Source organism: Vibrio aquaticus (genome assembly GCF_003970385.1).
GTDB classification, from domain to species: Bacteria; Pseudomonadota; Gammaproteobacteria; order Enterobacterales; family Vibrionaceae; genus Vibrio; species Vibrio aquaticus.
This window is the reverse complement of sequence record NZ_RXZH01000003.1, coordinates 196,130-220,348: the sequence shown is the minus strand read 5'-3', so window position 1 is coordinate 220,348 and position 24,219 is coordinate 196,130. Positions and strand designations below refer to the sequence as shown.

Annotated in this window: 23 protein-coding genes; 6 read left to right on the top strand and 17 right to left on the bottom strand. The window is 44.8% G+C overall.

Annotated elements, in window-relative coordinates; genetic code table 11:
* Positions 1-71: 71 nt before the first annotated feature.
* The 5 genes from crl to vcdP form a co-directional block, all read right to left on the bottom strand.
* Positions 72-461, bottom strand: coding sequence for a sigma factor-binding protein Crl (gene crl / locus EJ063_RS09970; RefSeq protein WP_126574137.1), 390 nt, complete (start codon positions 459-461; stop codon positions 72-74).
* Positions 462-565: 104 nt separating this feature from the next.
* Positions 566-1,813 (bottom strand): esterase FrsA, encoded by a 1,248-nt coding sequence (gene frsA / locus EJ063_RS09965; RefSeq protein ID WP_126574136.1) that lies wholly within the window; start codon positions 1,811-1,813, stop codon positions 566-568.
* 101 nt (positions 1,814-1,914) lie between these two features.
* Positions 1,915-2,379: a xanthine phosphoribosyltransferase gene (gpt, locus tag EJ063_RS09960; RefSeq protein ID WP_126574135.1), complete on the bottom strand. Its 465-nt coding sequence runs from the start codon at positions 2,377-2,379 to the stop codon at positions 1,915-1,917.
* Between the two features lie 290 nt (positions 2,380-2,669).
* On the bottom strand, positions 2,670-3,959 hold the full coding sequence (locus EJ063_RS09955) for an NCS2 family permease (RefSeq protein ID WP_126574134.1): 1,290 nt from the start codon (positions 3,957-3,959) through the stop codon (positions 2,670-2,672).
* Between the two features lie 476 nt (positions 3,960-4,435).
* Entirely contained in the window at positions 4,436-4,522 is an 87-nt protein-coding gene (gene vcdP / locus EJ063_RS21750) for a small protein VcdP (RefSeq protein ID WP_500691441.1), read from the bottom strand.
* 464 nt (positions 4,523-4,986) lie between these two features.
* Between vcdP and EJ063_RS09950 the strand changes: the two genes are divergently transcribed.
* From EJ063_RS09950 to EJ063_RS09935, 4 genes are all read left to right on the top strand, one after another.
* Positions 4,987-6,459 carry an aminoacyl-histidine dipeptidase gene (locus EJ063_RS09950; RefSeq protein WP_126574133.1) on the top strand — a complete coding sequence of 491 codons (1,473 nt, stop codon included), beginning with the start codon at positions 4,987-4,989 and terminating at the stop codon, positions 6,457-6,459.
* 292 nt (positions 6,460-6,751) lie between these two features.
* Positions 6,752-7,192, top strand: coding sequence for an ATP-dependent zinc protease family protein (locus tag EJ063_RS09945; RefSeq protein ID WP_126574132.1), 441 nt, complete (start codon positions 6,752-6,754; stop codon positions 7,190-7,192).
* Positions 7,192-8,097 (top strand): 30S ribosomal protein S6--L-glutamate ligase, encoded by a 906-nt coding sequence (rimK, locus tag EJ063_RS09940; protein ID WP_004415299.1) that lies wholly within the window; start codon positions 7,192-7,194, stop codon positions 8,095-8,097. Before EJ063_RS09945 ends, rimK begins: the two co-directional genes overlap by 1 nt.
* Entirely contained in the window at positions 8,057-9,151 is a 1,095-nt protein-coding gene (locus EJ063_RS09935; protein ID WP_126574131.1) for a succinylglutamate desuccinylase/aspartoacylase family protein, read from the top strand. The genes rimK and EJ063_RS09935 overlap by 41 nt, the downstream gene beginning before the upstream one ends.
* A 95-nt stretch (positions 9,152-9,246) precedes the next feature.
* Here the strand turns inward: EJ063_RS09935 and EJ063_RS09930 are convergent, their stop codons facing one another.
* The 4 genes from EJ063_RS09930 to EJ063_RS09915 form a co-directional block, all read right to left on the bottom strand.
* A complete protein-coding gene (locus tag EJ063_RS09930; RefSeq protein WP_126574130.1) occupies positions 9,247-10,611 on the bottom strand; it encodes a sodium-dependent transporter in 1,365 nt (454 codons plus the stop codon).
* A 140-nt stretch (positions 10,612-10,751) separates the two neighbouring features.
* Entirely contained in the window at positions 10,752-12,302 is a 1,551-nt protein-coding gene (locus EJ063_RS09925; RefSeq protein ID WP_244225177.1) for a sensor domain-containing diguanylate cyclase, read from the bottom strand.
* 94 nt (positions 12,303-12,396) lie between these two features.
* On the bottom strand, positions 12,397-13,140 hold the full coding sequence (locus EJ063_RS09920) for a YggN family protein (RefSeq protein WP_126574129.1): 744 nt from the start codon (positions 13,138-13,140) through the stop codon (positions 12,397-12,399).
* A gap of 48 nt (positions 13,141-13,188) precedes the next feature.
* Positions 13,189-13,665, bottom strand: a complete 477-nt coding sequence (locus EJ063_RS09915; protein WP_126574128.1) for a GreA/GreB family elongation factor — start codon at positions 13,663-13,665, stop codon at positions 13,189-13,191.
* A 77-nt stretch (positions 13,666-13,742) separates the two neighbouring features.
* Here EJ063_RS09915 and EJ063_RS09910 point away from each other — a divergent pair, with 77 nt between their 5' ends.
* Entirely contained in the window at positions 13,743-15,674 is a 1,932-nt protein-coding gene (locus EJ063_RS09910; protein WP_126574127.1) for a RecQ family ATP-dependent DNA helicase, read from the top strand.
* 31 nt (positions 15,675-15,705) lie between these two features.
* Here the strand turns inward: EJ063_RS09910 and dinB are convergent, their stop codons facing one another.
* Positions 15,706-16,773, bottom strand: coding sequence for a DNA polymerase IV (gene dinB / locus EJ063_RS09905; protein ID WP_126574126.1), 1,068 nt, complete (start codon positions 16,771-16,773; stop codon positions 15,706-15,708).
* A gap of 156 nt (positions 16,774-16,929) precedes the next feature.
* Here dinB and EJ063_RS09900 point away from each other — a divergent pair, with 156 nt between their 5' ends.
* A complete protein-coding gene (locus tag EJ063_RS09900; protein ID WP_126574125.1) occupies positions 16,930-18,144 on the top strand; it encodes a GGDEF domain-containing response regulator in 1,215 nt (404 codons plus the stop codon).
* A 70-nt stretch (positions 18,145-18,214) separates the two neighbouring features.
* Here EJ063_RS09900 and nqrM read toward each other — a convergent pair whose 3' ends face one another.
* From nqrM to EJ063_RS09865, 7 genes are all read right to left on the bottom strand, one after another.
* Positions 18,215-18,448: a (Na+)-NQR maturation NqrM gene (gene nqrM, locus EJ063_RS09895; protein WP_126574124.1), complete on the bottom strand. Its 234-nt coding sequence runs from the start codon at positions 18,446-18,448 to the stop codon at positions 18,215-18,217.
* 19 nt (positions 18,449-18,467) lie between these two features.
* Complete coding sequence (locus EJ063_RS09890) at positions 18,468-19,472, bottom strand: FAD:protein FMN transferase (RefSeq protein ID WP_126574123.1); 1,005 nt, start codon at positions 19,470-19,472, stop codon at positions 18,468-18,470.
* Between the two features lie 246 nt (positions 19,473-19,718).
* Positions 19,719-20,945 (bottom strand): NADH:ubiquinone reductase (Na(+)-transporting) subunit F, encoded by a 1,227-nt coding sequence (nqrF, locus tag EJ063_RS09885; protein WP_126574122.1) that lies wholly within the window; start codon positions 20,943-20,945, stop codon positions 19,719-19,721.
* Between the two features lie 33 nt (positions 20,946-20,978).
* Positions 20,979-21,575 (bottom strand): NADH:ubiquinone reductase (Na(+)-transporting) subunit E, encoded by a 597-nt coding sequence (gene nqrE / locus EJ063_RS09880; protein ID WP_004415327.1) that lies wholly within the window; start codon positions 21,573-21,575, stop codon positions 20,979-20,981.
* Positions 21,576-21,582: 7 nt separating this feature from the next.
* Positions 21,583-22,215: an NADH:ubiquinone reductase (Na(+)-transporting) subunit D gene (locus tag EJ063_RS09875; protein WP_053440090.1), complete on the bottom strand. Its 633-nt coding sequence runs from the start codon at positions 22,213-22,215 to the stop codon at positions 21,583-21,585.
* The gene (locus tag EJ063_RS09870; RefSeq protein WP_126574121.1) at positions 22,215-22,985 is read right to left on the bottom strand and encodes a Na(+)-translocating NADH-quinone reductase subunit C; all 771 of its coding nucleotides are present in this window, start codon (positions 22,983-22,985) and stop codon (positions 22,215-22,217) included. Before EJ063_RS09870 ends, EJ063_RS09875 begins: the two co-directional genes overlap by 1 nt.
* Positions 22,975-24,219, bottom strand: a complete 1,245-nt coding sequence (locus tag EJ063_RS09865) for an NADH:ubiquinone reductase (Na(+)-transporting) subunit B (protein ID WP_126574120.1) — start codon at positions 24,217-24,219, stop codon at positions 22,975-22,977. The genes EJ063_RS09870 and EJ063_RS09865 overlap by 11 nt, the downstream gene beginning before the upstream one ends.

Sequence of the window (24,219 nt, the reverse complement as noted above, 5' to 3'; positions counted from 1 at the left end):
TAGGAAATTCACAAGTAGAAAAGGCGCGATAACGCGCCTTTTTAGTCTAGGGAGGGAAAAGCTTGGTGTTTTTAGACGAATTCGACAGATTCTTTATGAATCGAAACAGATATATCAAACTCAGACTTTAAAGTTTCAATCAGCTTTTGGTGGAAAGCTTCTTGAGTTCGGGTGACATCTTCAATCGCTTTTTTAGGTAAGGCTTTATCTTGCCATTCACCATTCACATCGTACAAACCTGAACGGTACCTTGCTTCAAATACACCGTCCGTTTTTTCTAGCTCAAGCCACCAGCCCCAAAACTCGCGTTGTTCTGGTGACTTTTTGTCGTTCACACAGACAGACAAGCAATCAAACAGATACGATTCTTCTGTGCTTTGTACTTCCCTTAAGTATGGACCTATAGCTCTTAGTTTTGTTAGCAAGCGGTAATGTGTCGGATTCTTCGACTGTTCAGACATTATGAATCTCCATATTCATTAACTTATTATTATTCGTGACCCAGTTAGGACTAAACAGTCTGGGTAGCACGTATAAATAAGTGTTATCTAAATTAGTCGAAAAGTCATCTCATTAGCTCATCTTCTAGCCACTTTATCGCTAAATCGAGCGATTGCTCATACCCTTGTGTAATTGTTTTAGCGCTTATTTTCTTCGCTTTCCCATAGTCACTAAATAGTGCCACAAGTTGGTTATCACTCAATGGAGAAACCGGATCATTCTCCAAGCTCATTGCTAAGATTGGCACGCGCGTTTTTCGATTCGCTAAGATCCCTTGCACTTTCAGCGACCACGCCATTAACTGGCCCGCCAAGCTATGAATATCAACGGCGCTTTTGCCTAAACGAGAGGCCAGGACATCCAAATACATCTTCGGCATTTTTTTCAGCTTCTCTGCTGACGAAAGAACATCATGGATAGGGGCTCCCAGTGACACGCACGCTTTGATCTTTTCTTGCTCAATGAACGATAAACGAACCATGGCGTTGCCTCCAAAACGGAAACCAAGCAAGCCAACGCGGTGGTGATCCACATAAGGAATATGGTAGAGCTCATTCAGCACAGCTTGATGCAAGCACGAAGTATCTTCGGTCAAGTTCCAGTGTGTGTTGTGACCAATAGACGGCATATCGACCGTTAACATGGCGATATTTTTTTTAGCGAGATGATCTCGGAACAATCCCCATAAGTCGGTTTGTAAACTATCAAGGCCTGCACTGACCATCACCACCGGCTGAGGCTTTTCCGTGCTGGTTAAATGCAAATGCGCAACAATGGTTTTGTTTTGATAAGGAATATCTAAACGCTTAACAATGTATTTGGTCTTATTGCAGGCTTCCGTATAGGCATTACTTGCCAAAACTTGCGCTTGAGTCGCTAGGTTGTCATTTTTTAAATGTGGGTAGCCCGCGATACTGAAACAGAGCGAAGCATTGAACATCTCATCGGCGGCTTCTTCGCCTTTCAACGCACTCGCACGTTTCTGATGAAGCATACCGAGTTTGGTCCACTCATACGTCCAGTTACCGCTATGATAGCCCATGACGGTATCTAACCATTGGTCTTGCGTTCGAGAATGCTTAGACGCGGCAATTTTCGCGAGCACCGCTTCAATCTCAATCGGATCCAGCCCCTGCCATGACCATTGCATTCTGCGCAGGTTGCGATACCACTTAAAACCTTCTTGTTCTTGCTTTTGCTCTAAAAACGTTTCGCTGCTCGGCATATAACGAGTCAATGCCGACGTTTCTTTCGCTTGCTTGTGATTGGCAAAAAGCGCTTCTGAGAGGTTTTTGCTGACTTCCTCAGACATGAGTACGACCTAAATTAACTATGATGCTTAAATAGTAATAAAAAAAATGACCCAATAAAGGGTCATTTATCAAGAATCTGTCGCTAAAGAGCGGATTTCGATTACTTTTGCTTGCGATTGATTGGCTCAACGTACTGAATTGACATGTCCCATGGCTGTTCAATCCAAGTTTCTTGAGCAATATCTAGCACGTAGTCATCTAGAAGTTCTACACCTGCTGGCTTAGCACATACCGCAATCAACTTCGCTTTCGGGTACATTTCACGCAGTTTACGTGCGGTATCACCACTATCAACTAAGTCTTCAACAATTAGGAAACCTTCACCGTCACCTTCTGGCGCTTTTACGACTGTCATATCACGCTGGTGATCGTGGTCATAGCTTGAAATACATACCGTATCAACGTGACGAATACCTAGTTCACGCGCCAAGATAGCACCAGGAACAAGACCACCACGGCTCACTGCCCAAATGCCTTTCCACTGCTCTGCTGGCATCTGTTGTTCTGCCAATTCACGACATAGTGAGTGCATTTGATCCCAAGTGATAACGAATTTTTTAGCCATTGTAATAACCTAATAATTTAAAAAGTCTGCATCCCCGCAAAACATCAATGATGAAATGATTGCAACAGGCAAGCTGGGGAAAAACCACGCAAACGTTTATTTTACCGAAAGCGCAGCATATTACCAATGTCATCGATAAAAAGATCAGCATAAATTTACTGAATCCAAATGAGACTGGCTTTGATTAAGTGGCAATTAAGCCCTGTACAAAAATAATCGCTATAGCAGCTGACCTGTTATAGCGATAGACATGGTTTTCTTATCTTGTCGGTAACAATCCCGACGCAAGATTAAGCAACGATGTATTTGAAAATGAATACGGCTGCCAGTACCCAAACACTGATAGAGACTTCACGGCCACGGCCACTAAGAAGCTTAATTGCAGCGTATGAGATAAAGCCTAGCGCGATACCTTCTGCGATTGAGTACGTTAGTGGCATAAGCAAACAGGTCACAACCACTGGCGCTGCTTCTGTTAGGTCACGCCAATCAACGCTCACTAGACCAGACATCATTAGAATTGCAACGTAGAACAGCGCACCTGCAGTCGCATAAGCTGGAATCATGCCCGCTAGTGGTGAGAAGAATAGTGCGAGTAAGAACATGATGCCAACCACCACAGCGGTTAGACCAGTACGACCACCAGCCGCAACACCTGCCGTAGATTCAACGTAAGAGGTTGTGCTTGAAGTACCTAGAACCGCACCTACCGACGTTGCCGTTGAGTCAGCAAGAAGCGCTTTGCTTAAACGAGGTAGCTTGCCGTCTTCTTTAATTAGATCTGCTTTCTGGGCAACACCAACAAGCGTGCCCGCAGTGTCAAATAGGTCAACAAATAGGAAAGCGAAAACAACAGAAATCATACCCACTTCGAAGACATCAGCGATGTTCATTTCCATAAACGTTGGCGCGATGCTTGGTGGCGTAGACATAATACCGCCCCACTGTACATCACCGAAAAGAAGACCAATCGCTGTAATAACTAGGATAGAAATCATTACCGCACCACGAACGCCGCGGTAAACCAATGCAATCGTGAGGAAGAAACCTAATGCAGCGAGCGCTTGCTGAAGACCAGTAATATTGCCAAGACCAACCAGCGTTGCTGGGTTATCAACAACAATGCCTGAGTTCTGCAGGCCAATGAACGCTAGGAAAAGACCGATACCTGCTGAAATACCGGTACGTAAAGACATTGGGATCGAGTTGATGATCCATTCGCGTACTTTAAATACGCTCAACGCCATAAAGATAAGACCCGATACGAACACCGCACCCAGCGCTACCTGCCAAGAATGTCCCATTCCCAGCACAACACCATAGGTAAAGAAGGCGTTCAAGCCCATACCTGGAGCAAGAGCAATTGGGTAGTTAGCCACAAAACCCATGATAAAACAGCCAATCGCGGCAGCCAGACAGGTTGCGACAAAGACAGCACCTTTATCCATACCTGCATCGGCTAGCATTGCTGGGTTAACAAAGATGATGTAAGCCATCGTTAGGAAGGTAGTGATACCTGCGATAATCTCAGTCTTAACGTTAGTGCCATTCTCACTGAGCTTGAACAGTTTTTCGAGCATGATCGAATCCTAAAAAGGTAAATATAAACGGTTGCGTAATCGATTGGCGTGAATTATAGAGTCATCAAATAGTAAATTCCAGATAGAATTAGGGCTCTAATCAATATTTCTTAGATCTGCTTTAGAAGCAAATCGATTACATTGTTTGAATAAGAACAAAAAAACACTATTTTTCAACAACTAAAAATAAAACTAAGTTCTAATTTTAACCGGTGTTTTTTTGTACCATGTTGTAAACTTTCAGATGGATTCAGGGACAAAATACGATCTGCAATATGTGTTTATGCGAATAAAATTCAGTAATTTTGACGCTAAGGTAGGAAAAATGGGAGTTATTCGTTGGAGGGGCGATCTTACAGATAAAAAAACGCCACTCAATTTGAGTGGCGGTTGAATCATGTCAGCGAAAAATGCGCTGAAAAAGAATTCTAATAATAGGGGTGAACATACTCTGTTCGAGAGTCACAAACCTCGGATTAGTAACCGAAGCTTGTTGGATAAGTAAACGTTGCTGTGTAAACAGAGCTGTTTAGCCAGAACGCTGCACTTGGTAAACCTTTCATAACTATCACCTTCTAAATCAATTAAACAGATAAATAAATATTGATTTCTCGGTTCCTTGGAGGCGACAAATCGGACTCATCCTTTGAGCATTTTCTCTTCGCTTTCGAAGTTGGTTACTAATATACCCCAAAGAAAATTTATTACAACAATAAAAGTGATAAACATCACAAAAACTTTGTAATTTGACCTTGGTCAAATTTGAAATGTAATTTAATTACAGAAATATCAATGTTCAATGGCGAATTTATTACAATCAATAAGAACACACGTGCGTAACGAATAAATGGCCAATTCATCATTCTGTGATTGCTCTGCTGTTTTCTTATTTGCTTTCACTACTACCTAGAGTCACAGAGTGCTATGCTGTTGCCTCTATTTAATAGGTCAGATTTAGCTTTTTGTTCTGCTTTCGCAACTTCGTAGCACCACAAAATCTGGCATTATTCTTTTTAAGGAGTCATCCGTGTCTGAATTCCATTCTGAAATCAGCAACTTATCACCTGCTCCACTATGGCAGTTTTTCGATAAGATCTGTTCTATCCCTCACCCTTCTAAGCACGAAGAAGCCCTAGCACAATACATTGTGAAATGGGCAACGGATCAAGGCCTACCTGTTCGTCGCGATCCAACGGGCAACGTTTTCATTAAGAAGCCAGCAACACCAGGCATGGAAAACAAAAAAGGCGTGGTTCTACAGGCACACATAGATATGGTGCCGCAAAAGAATGAAGACACCGATCATGACTTCACTAAAGATCCTATCCAACCGTACATTGACGGTGAATGGGTAACAGCAAAAGGCACAACTCTAGGTGCGGATAACGGCATGGGCATGGCATCTTGTCTAGCAGTACTGGCATCGACTGAGATCAAGCATGGTCCAATCGAAGTACTACTGACTATCGACGAAGAAGCCGGCATGACAGGCGCATTTGGTCTTGAAGCAGGTTGGTTAGAAGGCGATATCCTTCTTAATACTGACTCAGAGCAAGAAGGCGAAGTCTACATGGGCTGTGCTGGCGGCATTGACGGTCAAATGACGTTTGACATCAAACGTGAAGCCATCCCGGCAGGTTATGTGACTCGTCAGCTAATCCTTAAGGGTTTAAAAGGCGGTCACTCTGGCTGTGATATTCACACAGGCCGTGGTAACGCAAACAAACTCGTTGCACGTTTCCTAGCAGGTCACGCACAAGAACTGGAGCTTCGCCTTGTTGAATTCCGCGGTGGTAGCCTACGTAATGCGATTCCTCGCGAAGCATTCGTTACTGTTGCTGTTCCTGCTGAAAACGAAGCAAAACTTGCAGAGCTGTTTGAGTTCTACACTAACCTACTAAAAACGGAACTAGGTAAAGTGGAAACGGACATTGTTTCGTTCAACGAAGCAATCGAAACAGACGCACAGGTTCTAGCAGTTTTAGATCAACAACGCTTTATCGCTGCGCTAAACGCATGCCCTAACGGCGTGATTCGCATGAGCGATGAAATCGAAGGTGTGGTTGAGACTTCTCTTAATGTTGGCGTTATCACTACTGAAGAAAGCCAAATTCAAGTGCTATGTCTAGTTCGCTCACTGATTGACTCTGGTCGTCAACAAGTGGAAGGTATGCTTTCATCTGTTGCTGAACTAGCTGGCGCACAGATTGAGTTCTCTGGTGCTTACCCAGGTTGGAAACCAGATGCAGATTCTGAAATCATGGCGATTTTCCGTGATATGTACGAAGGCATCTACGGTCACAAACCAAACATCATGGTGATTCACGCCGGCCTTGAGTGTGGTCTATTTAAAGAACCTTACCCGAACATGGATATGGTTTCTTTTGGCCCTACCATCAAGTTCCCTCATTCTCCTGATGAAAAAGTGAAGATTGATACCGTAGCTCTATTCTGGGATCAAATGGTTGCACTTCTAGAAGCGATTCCTGAAAAGGCATAACTCGCCCATTAATCTATTTTTCATTAGAAAAACTTATCCGAAAAGCCAGCTCAGATTAGCTGGCTTTTTTATTGCCACTCATTTTAAATCCATAAATATTTTTTGTCGTAACGGTATTATTTTTTCGTTAGTCACACCCTCACCTGGTTGCTACAGTCGCCCTCCTTGAAGCGCCTTTGGGTACATTCTTACCCTCTTCAAGCACAAGACTCGGCCCTATTCGACCGTGTTATGTTGGGGATGCTCACTTCACTCGAGCGTCTTAAATACTCTCTAAAATTATGTTACTGCGATGAAAGAAAAACTATTAGTCGGTTGGCGAGAAACTCTTAGCCTGCCAGGTTTAGGTATTGATGAAATTAACGCAAAAATTGATACCGGAGCCAGGACGTCTTGCTTACACGCGTTCAAAGTAGAGAGCTTTAAAAAGGACGAAGCTCTGTGGGTCCGCTTCTGGATTCACCCAAAACAACATGACACGGATTTCGAAACAGTATGTGAAGCTAAAGTTGTCGATGAGCGCGTAGTGCGCGACTCAGGTGGTCACGAAGAATCACGTTACGTTATCGAGTCTGAACTAAGCATTGGCGGAAGATGTTGGCCAATCGAAATTACTTTAACTAATCGCGAAAATATGGCTTTTCGCATGTTATTAGGTCGCACTGCAATGCATGATCGCATCATTGTCGACCCTGTTGAATCGTTTTTAGTCCCTTTCGAGGAAAGCAAATAATGAAAATTGGTATTCTGTCTCGCAACGCGAACCTGTACTCAACCAAGCGTCTAATTGAAGCGGCAGAAAGCCGTGGTCACGAAGTGAAAGTGATCGATGCGCTACGTTGTTACATGAATATCAACTCAGAGAAACCAGAGATCCACTTCAAAGGTGAAGAGCTGTCTGGCTTTGACGCGATTGTTCCTCGAATAGGTGCGTCTGTAACTTTCTACGGAACTGCGGTATTACGCCAGTTCGAAATGATGGGTGTTTACCCAGTCAACGAGTCAGTGGCAATTACTCGTTCTCGTGACAAACTACGCTCAATGCAGTTGCTATCACGCAAAGGTATCGGCATGCCAATCACAGGTTTTGCAAGCAAGCCTGATGACGTAAAAGACCTACTTGAAATGGTCGGCGGTGCTCCAGTAGTGATCAAACTACTTGAAGGTACTCAAGGTATCGGTGTGGTTCTGGCTGAAACGCGTAAAGCAGCAGAAAGCGTAGTGGAAGCCTTCATGGGCCTAAAAGCAAACATCATGGTGCAAGAGTACATCAAGGAAGCGGGCGGTGCCGATATTCGCTGCTTCGTACTGGGTGACAAAGTGATTGCAGCAATGAAGCGTCAAGGTGCTGAAGGCGAATTCCGCTCAAACCTACACCGTGGTGGTAGTGCATCATTAATTAAGATCACTCCAGAAGAGCGCCGTACTGCGGTAGCGGCTGCGAAGATAATGGGTCTAAATGTGGCTGGGGTGGATCTACTAAGATCAGACCGTGGTCCATTAGTCATGGAAGTAAACTCATCTCCAGGTCTTGAAGGTATTGAGGCCGCAACTGGTAAAGACATTGCTGGAATGATTGTCGAATTTATTGAGAAGAATGCGGCAAGCAAAAGGACTAAAACTCGTGGCAAAGGCTAAAAAGAATAGCGCATTTGAATTTCTCGGCGAGTCCGTCTCGCCGGGAGAACGTAAGGTTATTGAGTTAGAAGCCGCTAAGCTTTATACCCACTCACCTTTATCGATTCCTGTTGAGATCATCAATGGTAAGCAAGCAGGACCCGTTTTAATGGTCAACGCAGCTATCCATGGTGATGAACTCAACGGCGTTGAGATTGTACGCCAGTTGATCAACACCATTGATGCTAACAAGCTCAAAGGTACCGTGATCGCTGTGCCAATCGTCAACGTGTTTGGCTTTATTCATAAATCGCGTTACCTACCGGATCGACGCGATCTAAACCGCTGCTTCCCAGGAAGTGAGAAAGGCTCGTTAGCTTCACGCATGGCGAACACTTTCTTCTCTCAGGTCGCTAAGCGCTGTGATTACATTCTGGACTTACACACGGGTGCGATTCACCGCACTAACCTGCCGCAAATTCGTGCAGATTTAAGTAACCCAGAAACACTTCGTATTGCTCAGGCGTTCGCTACGCCAGTGATAGTCGATGCTCCACTACGTGATGGTTCTCTGCGTAGCGAGGCTGAACGCCTGGGCATTCCGGTTCTGACTTACGAAGCGGGCGAGGCATTGCGCTTTGAGCCAATTTGTATCAGTGCCGGTTTCATCGGTGTCCAACGCGTGATGCAGGCGATTGGCATGCTACGCTCAAGCCGTAAAAAGCTGCCAACACCTGTGATTGCGAAATCCACTAGTTGGCTACGTGCTGAAAGTGATGGCATCTTACGTACTGTTGTAACACTGGGTGAGAAAGTTGAAAAAGGCCAGGTTCTGGCTTACATCAGCGCCCCACTCGGCCACAGTGAGATTGAACTTACCGCTCGTAAAGGCGGTATTGTTATCGGTCAACAGACACTACCTTTGGTCAACGAAGGCGATGCAATCTTCCACTTAGCTTACTTTGAGCAAGATGATGAAGAAGTTGAGCAGGTCGTAGAAGAGTTCATTGAAGAGGTTACTGACCTTGACGCTGATCCTTTGACGACTGGTCAAATCAACGCTCCTGCTCAGTAAACTGAAGCTGTTAAAAAGCCCGCATATCACTATGCGGGCTTTTTATTATCTGTCGCTTTCCTGTTAATCAAATTGACTGCAGGCCAAATTGGCTATTAACCAAATGAGGCCCAGATAACCGTCGCGACTAAAATCGGACAAACAAACTTCACGTAGGCAGGCCACAGCTTGCCAAACCAGCCTTGAGTAAACTCAGGACAGCCTTGCTCTAGCTCTTTAATCTTTGAATGACGATTCCATACCCAGCCACCAAATAAGCAGAACAGAAGTGCCGCAGCTGGCTGTAGGTACTGAGTTGCGACCATCGCCACCAAACCGAACAACTCGCCAAAGTTATAGACGATGACGACACTAAATAGGGCAATAAGACCGCCAAGTACCCAACTCGTTGGCGTACGTTTGGTATTGAAACGTTCGCTTACCAGAGCGACAGGACACTCCAACATTGAAATCGATGACGTCAACGCAGCAATAGTCAGTAGTAAGAAGAACACAATGGCAAATAGCTGGCCTAACAGACCTAAACTATCAAACATCAACGGTAGCACTGTAAAGACCAAGGTATCAGAGCTTAGTAGTGACCCATCTTCAGCATAAATCTGTACACCTTTTTGCATTGCGACAAACATAGCAGGCATCACGACCAGCCCGGCAATAAACGCGACTGCGGTATCCACTAGCGTCACATTCATCGCCATCTTTGGTAAGTTTTCTTTCTTACTCAGGTAAGAGCCATAAATCAGCATTGAACAGCCACCAATAGTCAGCGAGAAGAACCCTTGCCCCATTGCCGCTAGAATCAACTTACGGTCCATCACCTTCTCAAAGTCTGGGATCAGGTAATGCTTTAAACCTTCCATCGCGCCATTTTGCGTCATGATGTAGATAAACAGCAGACCAAATAAAATAAACAGAGCCGGCATCAAGCGTGTCGACCACTTCTCAATCCCTTCTTTAACGCCACCTTGAACAATTAAAATAGTGAGAACGTAAAAAGTAATCGTACCAAAAAGGTTACGTTCAACACTGAAGCCTTTAAACCAAGCGGTTGCCGCCTCCATACCTAACACATCAGTTACAGCGCCAAGCAAGAAACAGATCAACCAACCCCCGACGATGCTGTAGAAAGCTAATACCGCACTCGGCACACTTAGGCCTATCCAACCAACGGCAGCACCGACACGCTTCCCAAGGGGGTTGCTGGTAAGTGAGCGCATACTATCAACTGGGTTAGCTTGACCATGGCGACCAATGGCCATTTCCACCACCAGCATCGGGAACGCAACCACAAGAATCATCACTAGATAGACTAGTAAGAACGCGCCGCCGCCATTACTTGCTGCTTGAGTAGGAAAGCCCCAAATGTTGCCAAGACCAACCGCAGCACCTGCTGCCGCGAGAATAAAACCAAGACGAGAGCCAAAATGCTCACGAGATTGAGAGGAATCTACCTGTGCCATACTTCTTAATTCGCACTTATGAACTAGCTGGCTAGTACGATAAATTAAAATATCACCATTAGCAACATATTCAGCACATCATAAAAGTAAATTTAAAGGAACTAGAATGTAAAGCAATTAAAACAGCAAAGAGCCAGCACTCAATACTGATGAGCAACCACTCTATTTCTACCTTGCTCTTTCGCTTCATAAAGTGCCTTGTCTGCCACCTGAAGCACTTCTTTTTGATTGGATAGGGAGTGATTTTGGCAATCTGCCATTCCAATAGAAACAGTGAGATAAGAAGAAATTGGTGAGTATTGATGATCTAAATGAAGCTGCTCAATCGCTTGGCGTAAAGCCTCTCCCTCGTGCATGACATCGATTGGCGTCTTTGAAGTGAACACAACACAGAACTCTTCACCGCCAAACCGAGAAACAAACTTATCGCATTTACTTGATGTCGTTTGTAGCTGTTTCGCTACGTGGCTTAGTGCACTGTCTCCTTCAATATGACCATAGTTATCATTGAAGGGCTTAAAGTAGTCGATATCAATCAGCGCCACACAAGCAAAGCCATGGTCAGATTGCTCATATAGGGCATACCAATGCTGCTGTAAGCTACGACGATTACCGACTTTAGTTAAGGCATCATGACGAGCAATCCACTCTAGTTCTTGCTGTTTTTCATCCAGCTTTGCATACACTTCATTGATACGACAGACAAAGTCTTTCATCTCATGTGAAATAAACTGCTCTTCCACACTCACAATTCGCTCACCTGCTTGGATAGAATTAAGGGCCAAACGAGCGCGTTTGATTGGCCGAACCATCACATGAGCAACACTTAAGTTAAACACGAACATAAAGCCTGCAAACGCAAACAGCATGGAGAGCTCACCCCAAGTGATAAAGTCAGGAAGTTTGACCGAATGCTTAATCAACACGCATACCGTTGATCGGTTCTGATAGTCTAGCTTTTCTAGTACTGTGGTATTTGGCTTATTGACCTTTAATGGGTGGGTATTTTCTTTAGCCGTCAATATCTCGATATCAATACCCGTTGCGTTCTTTAGCGTTCGCGAAAATTCATTATCAATTGGCTTGATGAACATCATATAACCGTGAGTGCAATCACGGCCTTCACTGTTACAGATTCTGCTAGTGCCAAACAGGTGAGGCCTATCATCAAGCACAAGGAATTTCACAAAAGGGGTAATTTTATCGGTTCGCGCTTTCAATGCGTCAACCAGTAACGGACCAAACTTATATCTAACTTCTTCAAAGGAAAGGTTCAAATCGAGAAGATAATCGTATCTCCGCCCCCACACTAGACTCACATTCTCGTCAAAGATAAATATGCCACTCACTCGCCTAGTTTCAAATGTATGGCTATTTAAACTATCTGTTAAAAGTTCAGGGTTGTTACCATCAATGAAATCAATCACATCATCCCAAGCGGCATAGTCGATGAGTGATTTAGCAAGTTCTGTTTTTTGTATGTCTAAAACTGTCTTTACGCGTTGAGTCTCTTCCTGCTGAAGTCCAATCGCCTGTTCAACTTCGGCATCGTACGCCCAAAAAAAGCGAAACGTCAAATAGCAGCATACAAAGACACTTGCCATCATCAAAGAGGCAAGTAAGGTAAGCTGTTTTAAAGAAAGATGACCAACGCCCATAAGAATGACATACCATAAAATAAGGGAGTGCATTAAAGCGCATAGGGGTTAAAATGTCTACAAAAAGAGCGCTAGAAGCGCTCAATTTAGTGACAGCACATTGTCCATTATACATGCGCTTCAATACTTAGATCGTAAAGATTTGATAGTCTTTAAGCTGTGGGATCTTATTATGTAGCTCTTGCTCTTGGTCAGCCATTTGATCAAGAGAGTCGCAAAATGCATCACTCTGCTGTTCAATTTCCGCAGAATGCTCTTGAAGCCTCTCTGCGATTCGCTCTTTCAATTCACTCATTGAGTTGGCCATCTCTGTCAGATTTAAGCCACCTTCTTGCTTCATCTTCTCTGACATCGCATTAAACGCACTAGTAATGAACTCTTCGTTAAACAGAGACTTAGCTTTTTCAAAGTCATCTGCCCAAGAATCTCCCATCGAGCCGAAACTGTCAGCAGGCAAGACTAAGTCCCCCTCCTTGTAATACCGCGCTTCAATATCCGCATAGAACTGCTGCATAGATTGCTTCACATCATCGAATGCACCCGGCATATCAAAACTCTCTGCCACATCATCAATAATGTCATTCGCAAGCGCTAAGCCATCTTGAGCCATCTTCTGAGCACGCGGAATATAGTCGTTTAAGCTTTCACGATATTGCGCAATGGCTTGTCTTTGCTCACTATCGAGTTCAATGCGTTCGCCGTGGATCATTAAATTATTGTCACCATCAACAATCGCGCTATCACCATTGGTCTGAAGGATCTCGACTTTCTCACCATCAAGGTGAATTTCATGCTTCAAATCAATCTTACATTGAGCAGCATAAGCTTGGCTCGACAGTAAAATCGGTAACGTTAGTAATATCTTCTTCATAGCTGTTCCGCTTTGTTCACTCGCCCCACCATACCAGAAATTCCAATATTAGTGGATCGACTCAATGTCATAGCAATGGGTGAAGGAGCCAACCGAATATTCAACTTCGTCTCCAACCTGTTTTGAACGCATCGCCTTACCTAATGGGGAGTCAAACGTCACTAACATCAGAGACTCTTCACCACATTCGACTTTCAACCCTCCAGAGCAAGGCGCAAGGAAGAACAGTCGTGGCTGCTCATCGAGATCAAGCAAGGTAACCAAAGATCCAAGCACCACCTTTTCAGGCGTATCAGGAAGCACCAGTTCTTTCATCTGACGAATTTCCTCTTCACATTCTTGCACACGCATCGCTTGTCCATGCGCTAAGTAAGAAGCTTCAAGGGCCAAGGTGTCATATTTGTGCTCAGGAACCGTCTCTTCATCGGTCGCGGACTCCATAGCTCGTTGGGCAGAACTCACTGCAATCGCCAATTTATGCTGCAAAAGCGTTAAGATTGTTTGGCGCAGTTCCAACTTATTCATACTAAAATCGTGTTCCCTAGTGGAGATAGCCTTTAGAATACCTGTCAACAGTGGGCAAGAATAGCGAAAAGAGCGATATGAACAACTCAATACACTCGAACCAAATACAACAAGTCCTAGCCTCAACCTTTGGTTTTGACCAACTGCGTTACGGCCAGCAACAAGTCATCGAGACGGTCTTAAACCAACGTTCCAGCGCCGCTATTTTTCCTACCGGTTCGGGAAAGTCCCTATGTTATCAATTACCCGCTCTTTGCTTGCCTCATCTCACGATTGTTGTGTCGCCACTTCTTGCTTTGATGAAAGATCAACTAGCCTTTTTACATAGTAGAGGAATTGCCGCTGCTTCGATTGATTCGAGTTTGAGTAGAGAAGAGGTTCAACAGGTCATGAGCCGTATTCGACAAGGCGAACTTAAAATATTGATGATCTCTGTCGAGCGCCTGAAAAACGAACGCTTTCGCCAATTTATTAGCCAAATCCCTGTCTCGTTACTCGTTGTCGATGAGGCGCACTGTATTTCAGAGTGGGGACATAATTTCCGCCCTGACTACCTTAAACTCCCCCACTACTTAAAAGAGCTGAATATCCCCCAAGCATTGTTGTTGACCGCGACGGCGACACAATCGGTAATCGCGGATATGCAGCGTAAATTCGACATTGCGAGTGAAGACATCGTCGTCACTGGCTTTTACCGATCTAACCTAGATATCACCATATCGCCTTGCTGTGATGAAGATAAAAGCGACACTTTACTGGAGATATTGCGCCCAGAGCCCTCAGCCCCAACGGTTGTCTACGTCACGCTGCAACAAACGGCTGAAAGTGTGGCCGGACTGTTGCGTAATAGTGGTCACAATGCACTTGCCTATCATGCAGGACTCGCGAGTGAAGTAAGAGAGCAGATTCAAAACCAATTCATGTCGGGAGAGATAGACTGTATTGTGGCGACCATCGCCTTTGGTATGGGGGTCGACAAGTCAGATATTCGCCGCGTCATTCATTTCGATTTGCCTAAATCCATTGAAAACTACGCGCAAGAAATTGGCCGTGCAGGACGAGACGGCAATCCTTCAACTTGTATTTTGCTTGCAAACCAGAATGGTATTAGCACGCTGGAAAACTTTATCTACGGCGATACACCCGAGCTCAGCGATATTCGTTCTGTGCTCAACCAAGCAATACAGAACAGCCCTAACTGGGAAGTGGTGCTCTCTCGTTTATCGAATGAAACCAACGTTCGCCAACTGCCGTTAAAGACGTTGCTCGTCTACATGGAAATGGCAGGGCTCATTCAGTCTAAATACAGTTATTTTGCCGATTATCGATTTAAGTTCCTTCAAGATAAGTCCTTCATCATTAATCAGTTTGATCCTTCAAGGCGTCAATTTGTTCAAGCTCTTTTCGACTGCTCAAGCCAAGCAAAAGTCTGGTGCCAGGTTGATTTTGATGCATTATGGAATCACTTCCAAGGTGAACGTCAGCGCGCCGTTGCTGCCCTTGATTACTTCCATGAAAAAGGATGGATAGAGCTAGAAAGTAAGTTGATGACGGAAGTGTATTATGTCAACGCCAATGCATTGGCCGAACCGCAGCACGCTAATGAGCTCTGGACACTCTTTGGGAATAAAGAGCGTAGCGATGTTGAGCGTATTGAACACCTATTAAGTTTCTTCCAATCGGAGAAATGCTTAAGCCACCAATTGGCGCTTTACTTTGGTGATAATCAAGCCCCTGAACATTGTGGACACTGTAGTGCTTGTCGTGGTCAAGTTGCCCTCCTTCCGGCTCCACAGACTGAGCCTTTAGAAGATAAACCGATTAATGATTGGCTCAATGAACTTGAGCAGAAAGCGGGAGAGGTTCTCTCGAGCGCGTTACAAACCAAGTTTTTGTGTGGCATTACAACCCCTAAATTCACTAAGTTAAAAGCGCGTTCTCTCTCTGGTTTTGGTCAGCTAGAAGCCACCCCCTTTGCACAAGTACTCGCTTGGGTTGAAGCACGTTAATTATTCGGCAGCTCAGACTTAAATACTAACATTAGAAAAAACTGAGCTGCTTTACTTGCTCTTCGGGCTTGAGCATCACACTGAGCCCGAGTAGACGAATCTCTCTTCCGTTTTGGCGCTTTAATATATCGCGCAACAGCTGCTTAAAGTCATCGAGATCCAATTCAGGATGAATGTGCTCAATCGTCGTCTGTTGAAAGTCAGCAAATTTAAGTTTGATGCCTTGCTTAATAATGGCTTTTTCAGGGGAAGCTTTTTCTAGCCGCATTTCGAGTTCGGGAAACAGTTTGTCTTCAATCACCTGCCAACACTCATCATAGGTTGCGATATTTTGACTGAAGGTCCGTTCCACGCCGACTGACTTTCGCTCACGCTCCACCACGACTTCACGGTTATCAACGCCATGGCTTTTATTCCAAAGTGATGCGCCTAATCGACCGAACTTTAGTAACAGCTGCCGATAGTCGCTGTTTTTGATGTCTTCACCCACATAGAAACCCGCTTGGTGTAGCTTTTCTAAACTCACTTTACCCACACCAGGAATCTTTTCTAATGGCAGTTTGTCGACTTCGTACTGAACCTTATCAGGAGGGATAACATATTGGCCATTGGGCTTATTCATGTCGGAGGCAACTTTGGCAAGAAACTTAACCGGTGCAATGCCCGCTGAAGCGGTGAGGTTCAACTCCTTCCAAATATCATTACGGATTGCCTCTGCAATTAATGTCGCAGAACCTTTGTGTTTCTGGCAGTGAGTAACATCTAAGAAGGCTTCATCTAACGAAAGAGGCTCAATCAAGTCGGTGTAACGGGCAAAGATAGCTCGGATCTGCTGTGAGACTTCTTTGTACACCTGCATTCGACCTGGCACGACAAGTAACTTAGGGCAGAGCTGTAACGCCTTAGCGGTGGCCATTGCACTGCGCACGCCAAATTGACGAGCTTCATAGTTACATGTACTGATCACCCCGCGCTGCTTCTCATGCCCTCCGACGGCAAGTGGTCTGTTTCGATAGGTCGGGTTGTCACGCATTTCTACTGCCGCGTAAAAGCAGTCCATATCTACATGAATGATTTTCCTGATGTTTTCAGAACTCATCGTATAACAACCAACAAAACTGTACAAATAAACAGTATAATAGATAGTACTGCTTTCTCAAAGTGGGTGATGGATTAAATTTGTACTGCAATTTTCTCGCATCTTGTATAGATAGAGTTATTATTAGCTTTATAAATACAAACAAGAGGCACGACTTTGAACAATAAGGTGTTAGTTGTCGAAGATAGCCGTGCGTATCGAAATTATTTAGTTCAGCAGTTGACCGCCTGTGGCTGTCAGGTTTTTGATGCGGAATCATTTGCTCAGGCCGAGCAACTTTTAAAGCAACACAAGGATTTCCGTTTTGCTGTACTCGATTACTGTCTTCCGGATGCGCAAGATGGCGAAGTCATCGACTTAGTTCTGTCATTTAAACAAAAGGTGATTGTCCTAACCGCCACTTTCAACGATGAAGCACGAGAACGCTTTATTGCGAAAGGCATTGTCGATTACTTGTTAAAAGACAGTATGGCTTCCGTTTCCTATTTACTCCCGCTGGCGAAAAGGCTTATTAACAACGAGCAACATCACGCGCTTGTTGTTGATGACTCTCCTACTGTGCGGAATCATGTTGCTCAACTTCTGGAGCATCAATATATCCGCACCACTCAAGCGGAAAATGGCTCACAAGCGCTCACGCTGCTAGAGGAAAACTCCGACATCACTTTTGTCATCACCGATCATGATATGCCCGAGAAAGATGGAATTACCATGACACGAGAGGTCAGACAAAACTACGATAAAAACAGCTTGGCCATTTTGGGTTTGTCTGGGAATGAATCAAAAACCCTCACCGCCCAATTTCTTAAAGCAGGAGCAAATGACTTCCTAACCAAGCCTTTTAACCAAGAAGAATTCTATTGCCGAGTCCATCAGCTGCTCGATATGAAAGAAGCGACAGATGAACTGTTTAAGCTCGCGAATCAAGATGCATTAACTGGCTTATGGAATCGTCGCTTCCTATTTAACCAACCATGTTCAGGTTGTGAGCTACGTAACGTGGCTATGTTGGATATCGACCACTTTAAAAAAGTGAATGACACCTATGGTCATGATGGGGGCGATGCGGCATTAAAAATGGTCGCAAATATTCTGAAAATATATTTCCCAGAAGATGTGGTTGTTCGCTTCGGTGGTGAAGAGTTTTGTATTCAGTCATGCGCGCCTTTTGATGAGTTTCTGTCACGCATAGAGAATATGCGTCAGCGCGTAGAAAAAACCCCAATTAAGCATAACAATGACAAAATTCAAGTCACTATTAGTATTGGTGTCTGCAATCTTGATGCGAATTTGAATGAGCAAATCAAAGTAGCGGATGATCGTTTGTACGCCGCTAAAGCAGCAGGAAGAAACCAAACCGTTCACAGCTAAAGCACTCTGATCAATACGATCAAAAACACCAGCGAATGGCTGGTGTTTTTTATCTATTAGGCGTTAGGAGTTAGGCAATACGGTCCTTTTCCCATGCGGCCAGCTTTTCAGCACGAGCCGCTTCGCGAGCTTCACGCTTCTTACGTGCATCACAAGGTTCAGGGCAGTTACATACCTTATCAATACCCATTGCACCTAGGCCACCACAGCTGCCTTTTACCACTTTCTTCTGAATGATGTAGCCGATCGACATTGCTGCAATCACGGCCAAAAATACACCGAATGTAATTAGAAATGTACTCATAATGACATGCTCATCTTAGTTATTTGTTTTGGTATGGCTTATACGCGGTAGAAGCCAATTCTTTAAATCCATCTTCTGTCTTCACGATCATGAACACAGCAATGTTATGTTGTTCAGCAACCTTCATGCCTTGCTCTTCACCTAAGACCATCAGGCCTGTTGCAAGACCATCTGCGGTCATTGAAGATTTATCCAGTACCGTTACAGACACCACTTTATGATTGATTGGGTTACCTGTTTCCGGATTAATGATGTGGGAGTAACGTACACCATCACGCTCAAAATAGTTGCGGTAATCGCCAGACGTTGCAACCGCCATATCACCCGGCTCAATGATCTCTTGAATAGCTCGTTCTTCGACAGACGGCTTTTCAATAGCAATACGCCATTTAACGCCTTCACGGTTAACACCTTTAAGGCGCATTTCACCGCCGACTTCCACCATGTAGTTCTGAATGCCTTGAGACTGAATATAATCAGCAACCACATCGACGCCCCATCCTTTTGCAATCGTTGACAGATCAACATAAAGATTTGGAATGTCTTTGCTCAGTTTAGTGCCTTCTAGCGATAAATGCGCAATACCTGTCATCGCCTTGCGAGCTTTTAGATCTTCCTCGCTTGGCACCACTTCTGGGCGAGCTTCAGGGCCAAAGCCCCATAAATTCACTAAAGGCCCAACAGTGACATCTAAAGCACCTAAAGTAAGACCGTTCAAGCGAATCGCTTCTTTCACGACCGTTGCCGTTTGTGGAGAGACATCGAAAGGTTCTGACGATTGAGACTGATTAAAACGGCTCAATTCTGAGTCTTTACGATAAGTCGACATTTGATCGTTCACTTCTTCAAGCAGACGGTCCACTTCAACTTGTAGATCCTGCGGTGAAGGCTGACCTTCGGCAGACATGTATTTGATGTTGTAAGTCGTACCCATAGTTGGGCCGCTAAGGTGTACTTGCTCTGCTGGTTTTTCACAGCCAGCCAGTACCAACAGAGAAGCAAATGCAACAAGCCACTTTTTCACTTGTTAGACTCCTGTAGTAAGGGGAACGGGAATAGCGCATGTGTCTTTATCGAACGCATCGACTATTACCACTCTTTAAAAAATAATGGCTGACTTTAAGCAGTCAGCCATCTTATATGTGCAATTTCAAGTAGTTGGAGTTGTAGCTAGGCGGTAAATAAACCCAAGCCTATGAGCATAGATCTTCTATGTGATTAGGTTGGGTTTATGAAGCCAACAACGCTACAGCTTCAAATACGCTGAAATTTAGCCGCCGAAGTCATCCAATAGGATATTCTCGTCTTCTACACCAAGATCTTTCAGCATGCCGATAACAGCTGCGTTCATCATCGGTGGACCACACATGTAGAACTCACAATCTTCAGGAGCTTCATGATCCTTCAGGTAGTTTTCGTACAATACGTTGTGGATGAAGCCTGTGTAACCATCCCAGTTATCTTCTGGCATAGGATCAGACAGTGCACAGTGCCATACGAAGTTATCGTTCTCAGCCGCTAGGCCGTCGAAGTCTTCAACGTAGAACATTTCACGCTTAGAACGCGCACCGTACCAGAAAGACATCTTACGAGTAGAGTTAAGACGCTTAAGTTGGTCGAAGATGTGCGAACGCATTGGCGCCATACCAGCACCACCACCAACAAAGACCATCTCGTTGTCTGTGTCTTTCGCAAAGAACTCACCAAATGGACCAGAAATAGTACACTTGTCGCCTTCTTTAAGAGACCAGATGAACGAAGACATGATACCTGGCGGTACGTCAGGATTATTAGGCGGCGGCGTAGCGATACGCACGTTTAGCATAATAATGCCTTCTTCTTCAGGGTAGTTAGCCATTGAGTAAGCACGGATTGTTTCTTCGTTAACCTTAGACTCATAACGGAATAGGTTAAACTTGTCCCAATCTTCACGGTACTCGTCTGGTACATCGAAATCAGCGTATTTCACGTGGTGAGCAGGTGCTTCAATCTGGATGTAACCACCAGCACGGAAAGGTACTGATTCGCCATCTGGGATTTGTAGCTTAAGCTCTTTGATGAATGTTGCTTTGTTATCGTTAGAGATAACTGAACATTCCCACTTTTTAACGCCGAAGATTTCTTCAGGAAGTTCGATGTCCATGTCAGTTTTCATTGCTACCTGACACGCTAGACGTTCACCTTCACGAGCTTCACCTTTACTAATGTGGTCAAGCTCAGTTGGTAGAATATCGCCACCGCCTGATTTAACTTTTACGCGACACTGACCACAAGAGCCACCGCCACCACAAGCAGAAGATACGAATACGCCAGCACCTGCTAGAGCACCCAGTAGCTTGCTACCTGGTTGTGTAACGATCGCCAATGAAGGGTCGTTATTCACAGAGATTGTAATGTCACCTGATGGTACTAGTTTAGATTTAGCGAACAGAATCACTAAAACTAGCGCCAAAATAATCAGGGTAAACATCACTACACCAAAAATAATAGTATTCATGACTATTCCTTTAATTGCTGCCGTTTACCCGACTTACAGTTGAACACCAGAGAAAGACATAAAGCCTAGCGCCATCAGACCAACTGTGATGAACGTAATACCAAGACCACGTAGGCCTGGAGGTACGTCAGAGTACTTCATCTTCTCACGGATACCTGCCAACGCAACGATAGCTAGCATCCAGCCCACACCAGAACCGAAGCCGTAAACAACAGATTCAGCAAAGTTGTAGTCACGTGTAACCATGAATGACACACCACCGAAGATCGCACAGTTTACTGTGATCAGCGGTAGGAAGATGCCTAGTGCGTTGTACAGAGGTGGGAAGAAACGGTCTAAGATCATTTCTAGAATCTGTACAAGTGCTGCGATTACACCGATAAAGGTGATGAAGTTCAGGAAGCTAAGATCCACGCCTTCAACTAACGCATTCTCTTTAAGAATGAAAGTGTAAAGCAGGTTGTTCACTGGTACTGCAACAGTCAGTACGAATACAACCGCAACACCAAGACCGAAAGAGGTCTTAACTTTCTTAGATACAGCAAGGAATGTACACATACCTAAGAAGAACGATAGTGCTAAGTTTTCGATGAAAATCGATTTAACTAGCAAGCTAATGTAATGTTCCATGACGTCCTTACTCCTTCGCTTCTACTTGTTCTGGTTTCAGAATACGGATTGCCCAGATTAGGAAGCCGATTAGGAAGAATGCAGATGGCGCAAGAAGCATCAGACCGTTAGGCTGGTACCAACCACCATTGCTCACTAGAGGAAGCACTTCCATACCGAACAGTTTGCCTGAGCCAAACAGTTCACGGAAGAAACCTACAGTGATAAGAACGAAACCGTAGCCAAGGCCATTACCGATACCATCGATTAGAGATGGAATTGGCTCAGACTTCATAGCGAATGCTTCAGCACGACCCATTACAATACAGTTAGTAATGATTAGGCCTACGAATACAGATAGCTGCTTAGAGATATCGTATAGGTATGCTTTTAGCACTTGGTCTACCACGATTACTAGCGATGCGATGATTGCCATCTGTACGATGATACGCACGCTGTTTGGAATGTGGTTACGGATTACCGAAACGAAAAAGTTAGACAGTGCAGTTACGAAAATAACCGCTAGTGTCATTACGAAAGCCGTTTCTAGTTTGGTTGTTACTGCAAGAGCAGAACAAACACCAAGAACCTGTAGCGCGATTGGGTTGTTGTCCAATACTGGTGCTAATAGACTCTTCTTAACGTTTTGTGCGCTAGACATTAGTTCAGACCTCCGTCACGAACTTTTGCTAGGAATGGACCAAAGCCCATATCGCCTAACCAGAAATCAAATGTACCTTGAACACCGTTACCTGTTAGTGTCGCACCTGATAGGCCATCAACACCGTGTTCAGAACCGGCTGGAGCACCACCTTTAACAACTTTGATAGCTGGTTTGAAGTTTTCATCATAAAGCTTCTTACCAATAAATTGATCACGCCATGAAGGGTTCTCAACTTCACCACCAAGTCCAGGCGTTTCACCCTGCTCGTAGTAAGTGATCGCAGATACAGTGTTACCGTCAGTTTCTACGGCTACGAATGCGTACATCATCGACCACAGACCGTTACCGTGAACCGGTAGGATGATCTTAGATACTGCATCGCCTTCTTTCACTAGGTAAATAACACCTGTGTTTGCGCGACGTAGGATCTTAGCCTTGTCTTGGTCAGCGGTTAGCTTAATAGACTCAGCTGGATCTTTTGCTGCTTTACGTTGGTCGTAAGTAGCGGCATTGCCGTCAACAAAAGCGCCAGTGTCGAAATCGACTAGACGAGGTTCGATGTACTGTGCAAAGAGCTCAGGTACTGGTTTACCTTCAGCTTCGATGCCAGCAACTTCAACGATCTTAGTTTGCTTATCTAGTACAGCGTTAGCTTTCTGCTTATCACGAAGACCAACTGCTGCTGTTGATACGATGATTGAACAAACAAGGCTCAACCCGACAACAACACCCAGCGTCTTTTTAATGCTGTCGTTATTACTTGCCATAGCGTGCTAGTCTCCGCTTGATGTTCTTCTCGATTACTACATGGTCGAATAGAGGTGCGAACAGGTTAGCGAATAGAATCGCCAGCATCATACCTTCTGGGTATGCTGGGTTAACTACACGGATTAGTACACACATCACGCCGATTAGAGCGCCGTACCACCACTTACCTTTGTTAGTAAATGAAGCGGATACTGGGTCTGTTGCCATGAAGAACATACCGAATGCAAAACCACCTAGAACTAGGTGCCAATGCCATGGCATGTTGAACATTGGGTTAGTATCTGAACCGATTACGTTGAATAGCGTCGCCGTTACAACCATACCGATCATTACACCCGCGATGATACGCCAAGAAGCGATTCGCATGTAAACGATCAGAGCTGCACCAATCATAAGTGCAAGCGTAGATACTTCACCGATAGAGCCTGGGATGTTACCTAGGAACGCATCCATCCAAGTGATTGCTTCACCAGATACTGTGTTCACTAGCGCACCGCTACCGCCTTGTGCCCATTGGCTAAGCGCCGTTGCACCAGAGAAGCCGTCAGCTGCTGTCCAAACTACGTCACCCGAGATTTGTGCCGGGTAAGCAAAGAATAGGAAAGCACGGCCAGCAAGTGCTGGGTTCAGGAAGTTACGACCTGTACCACCAAAGATCTCTTTAGCCACAACAACACCGAAGGTGATACCTAGTGCCGCTTGCCATAGAGGAAGAGTTGGTGGAACGATCAGTGCAAACAGGATCGAAGTGACAAAGAAACCTTCGTTAACTTCGTGCTTACGCACCATACAGAACAGAACTTCCCAGAAGCCACCAACGATGAATACCGTTGCGTAGATAGGTAGGAAGTACGTTGCACCTAAGATCATCTTAGAGCCAACGCCTGCATCGGCGGCTAAGGTGCCACCCAGCATTTCTGTTAGCCAGTAGTGCCAGTTACCTGCAACTACTGCTGCAAGTTGCTCACCAGCATACATGTGGTTAAGCGCTGCGATAGCTTGGCCACCCGCGTTGTACATACCCCAAAACATTGCTGGGAATACCGCGAACCAAACCATGATCATGATACGTTTTAGGTCAACGCTATCACGAACGTGTGAGCTCTTCTTTGTAATTAGACCAGGTGTGTAGAAAACTGTTGCTACAGCTTCATACAGAGCAAACCATTTTTCATGTTTGCCGCCTGGCTCAAAGTGATGCTCGATGTCTTCAAGAAACTTTTTAAGAGCCAT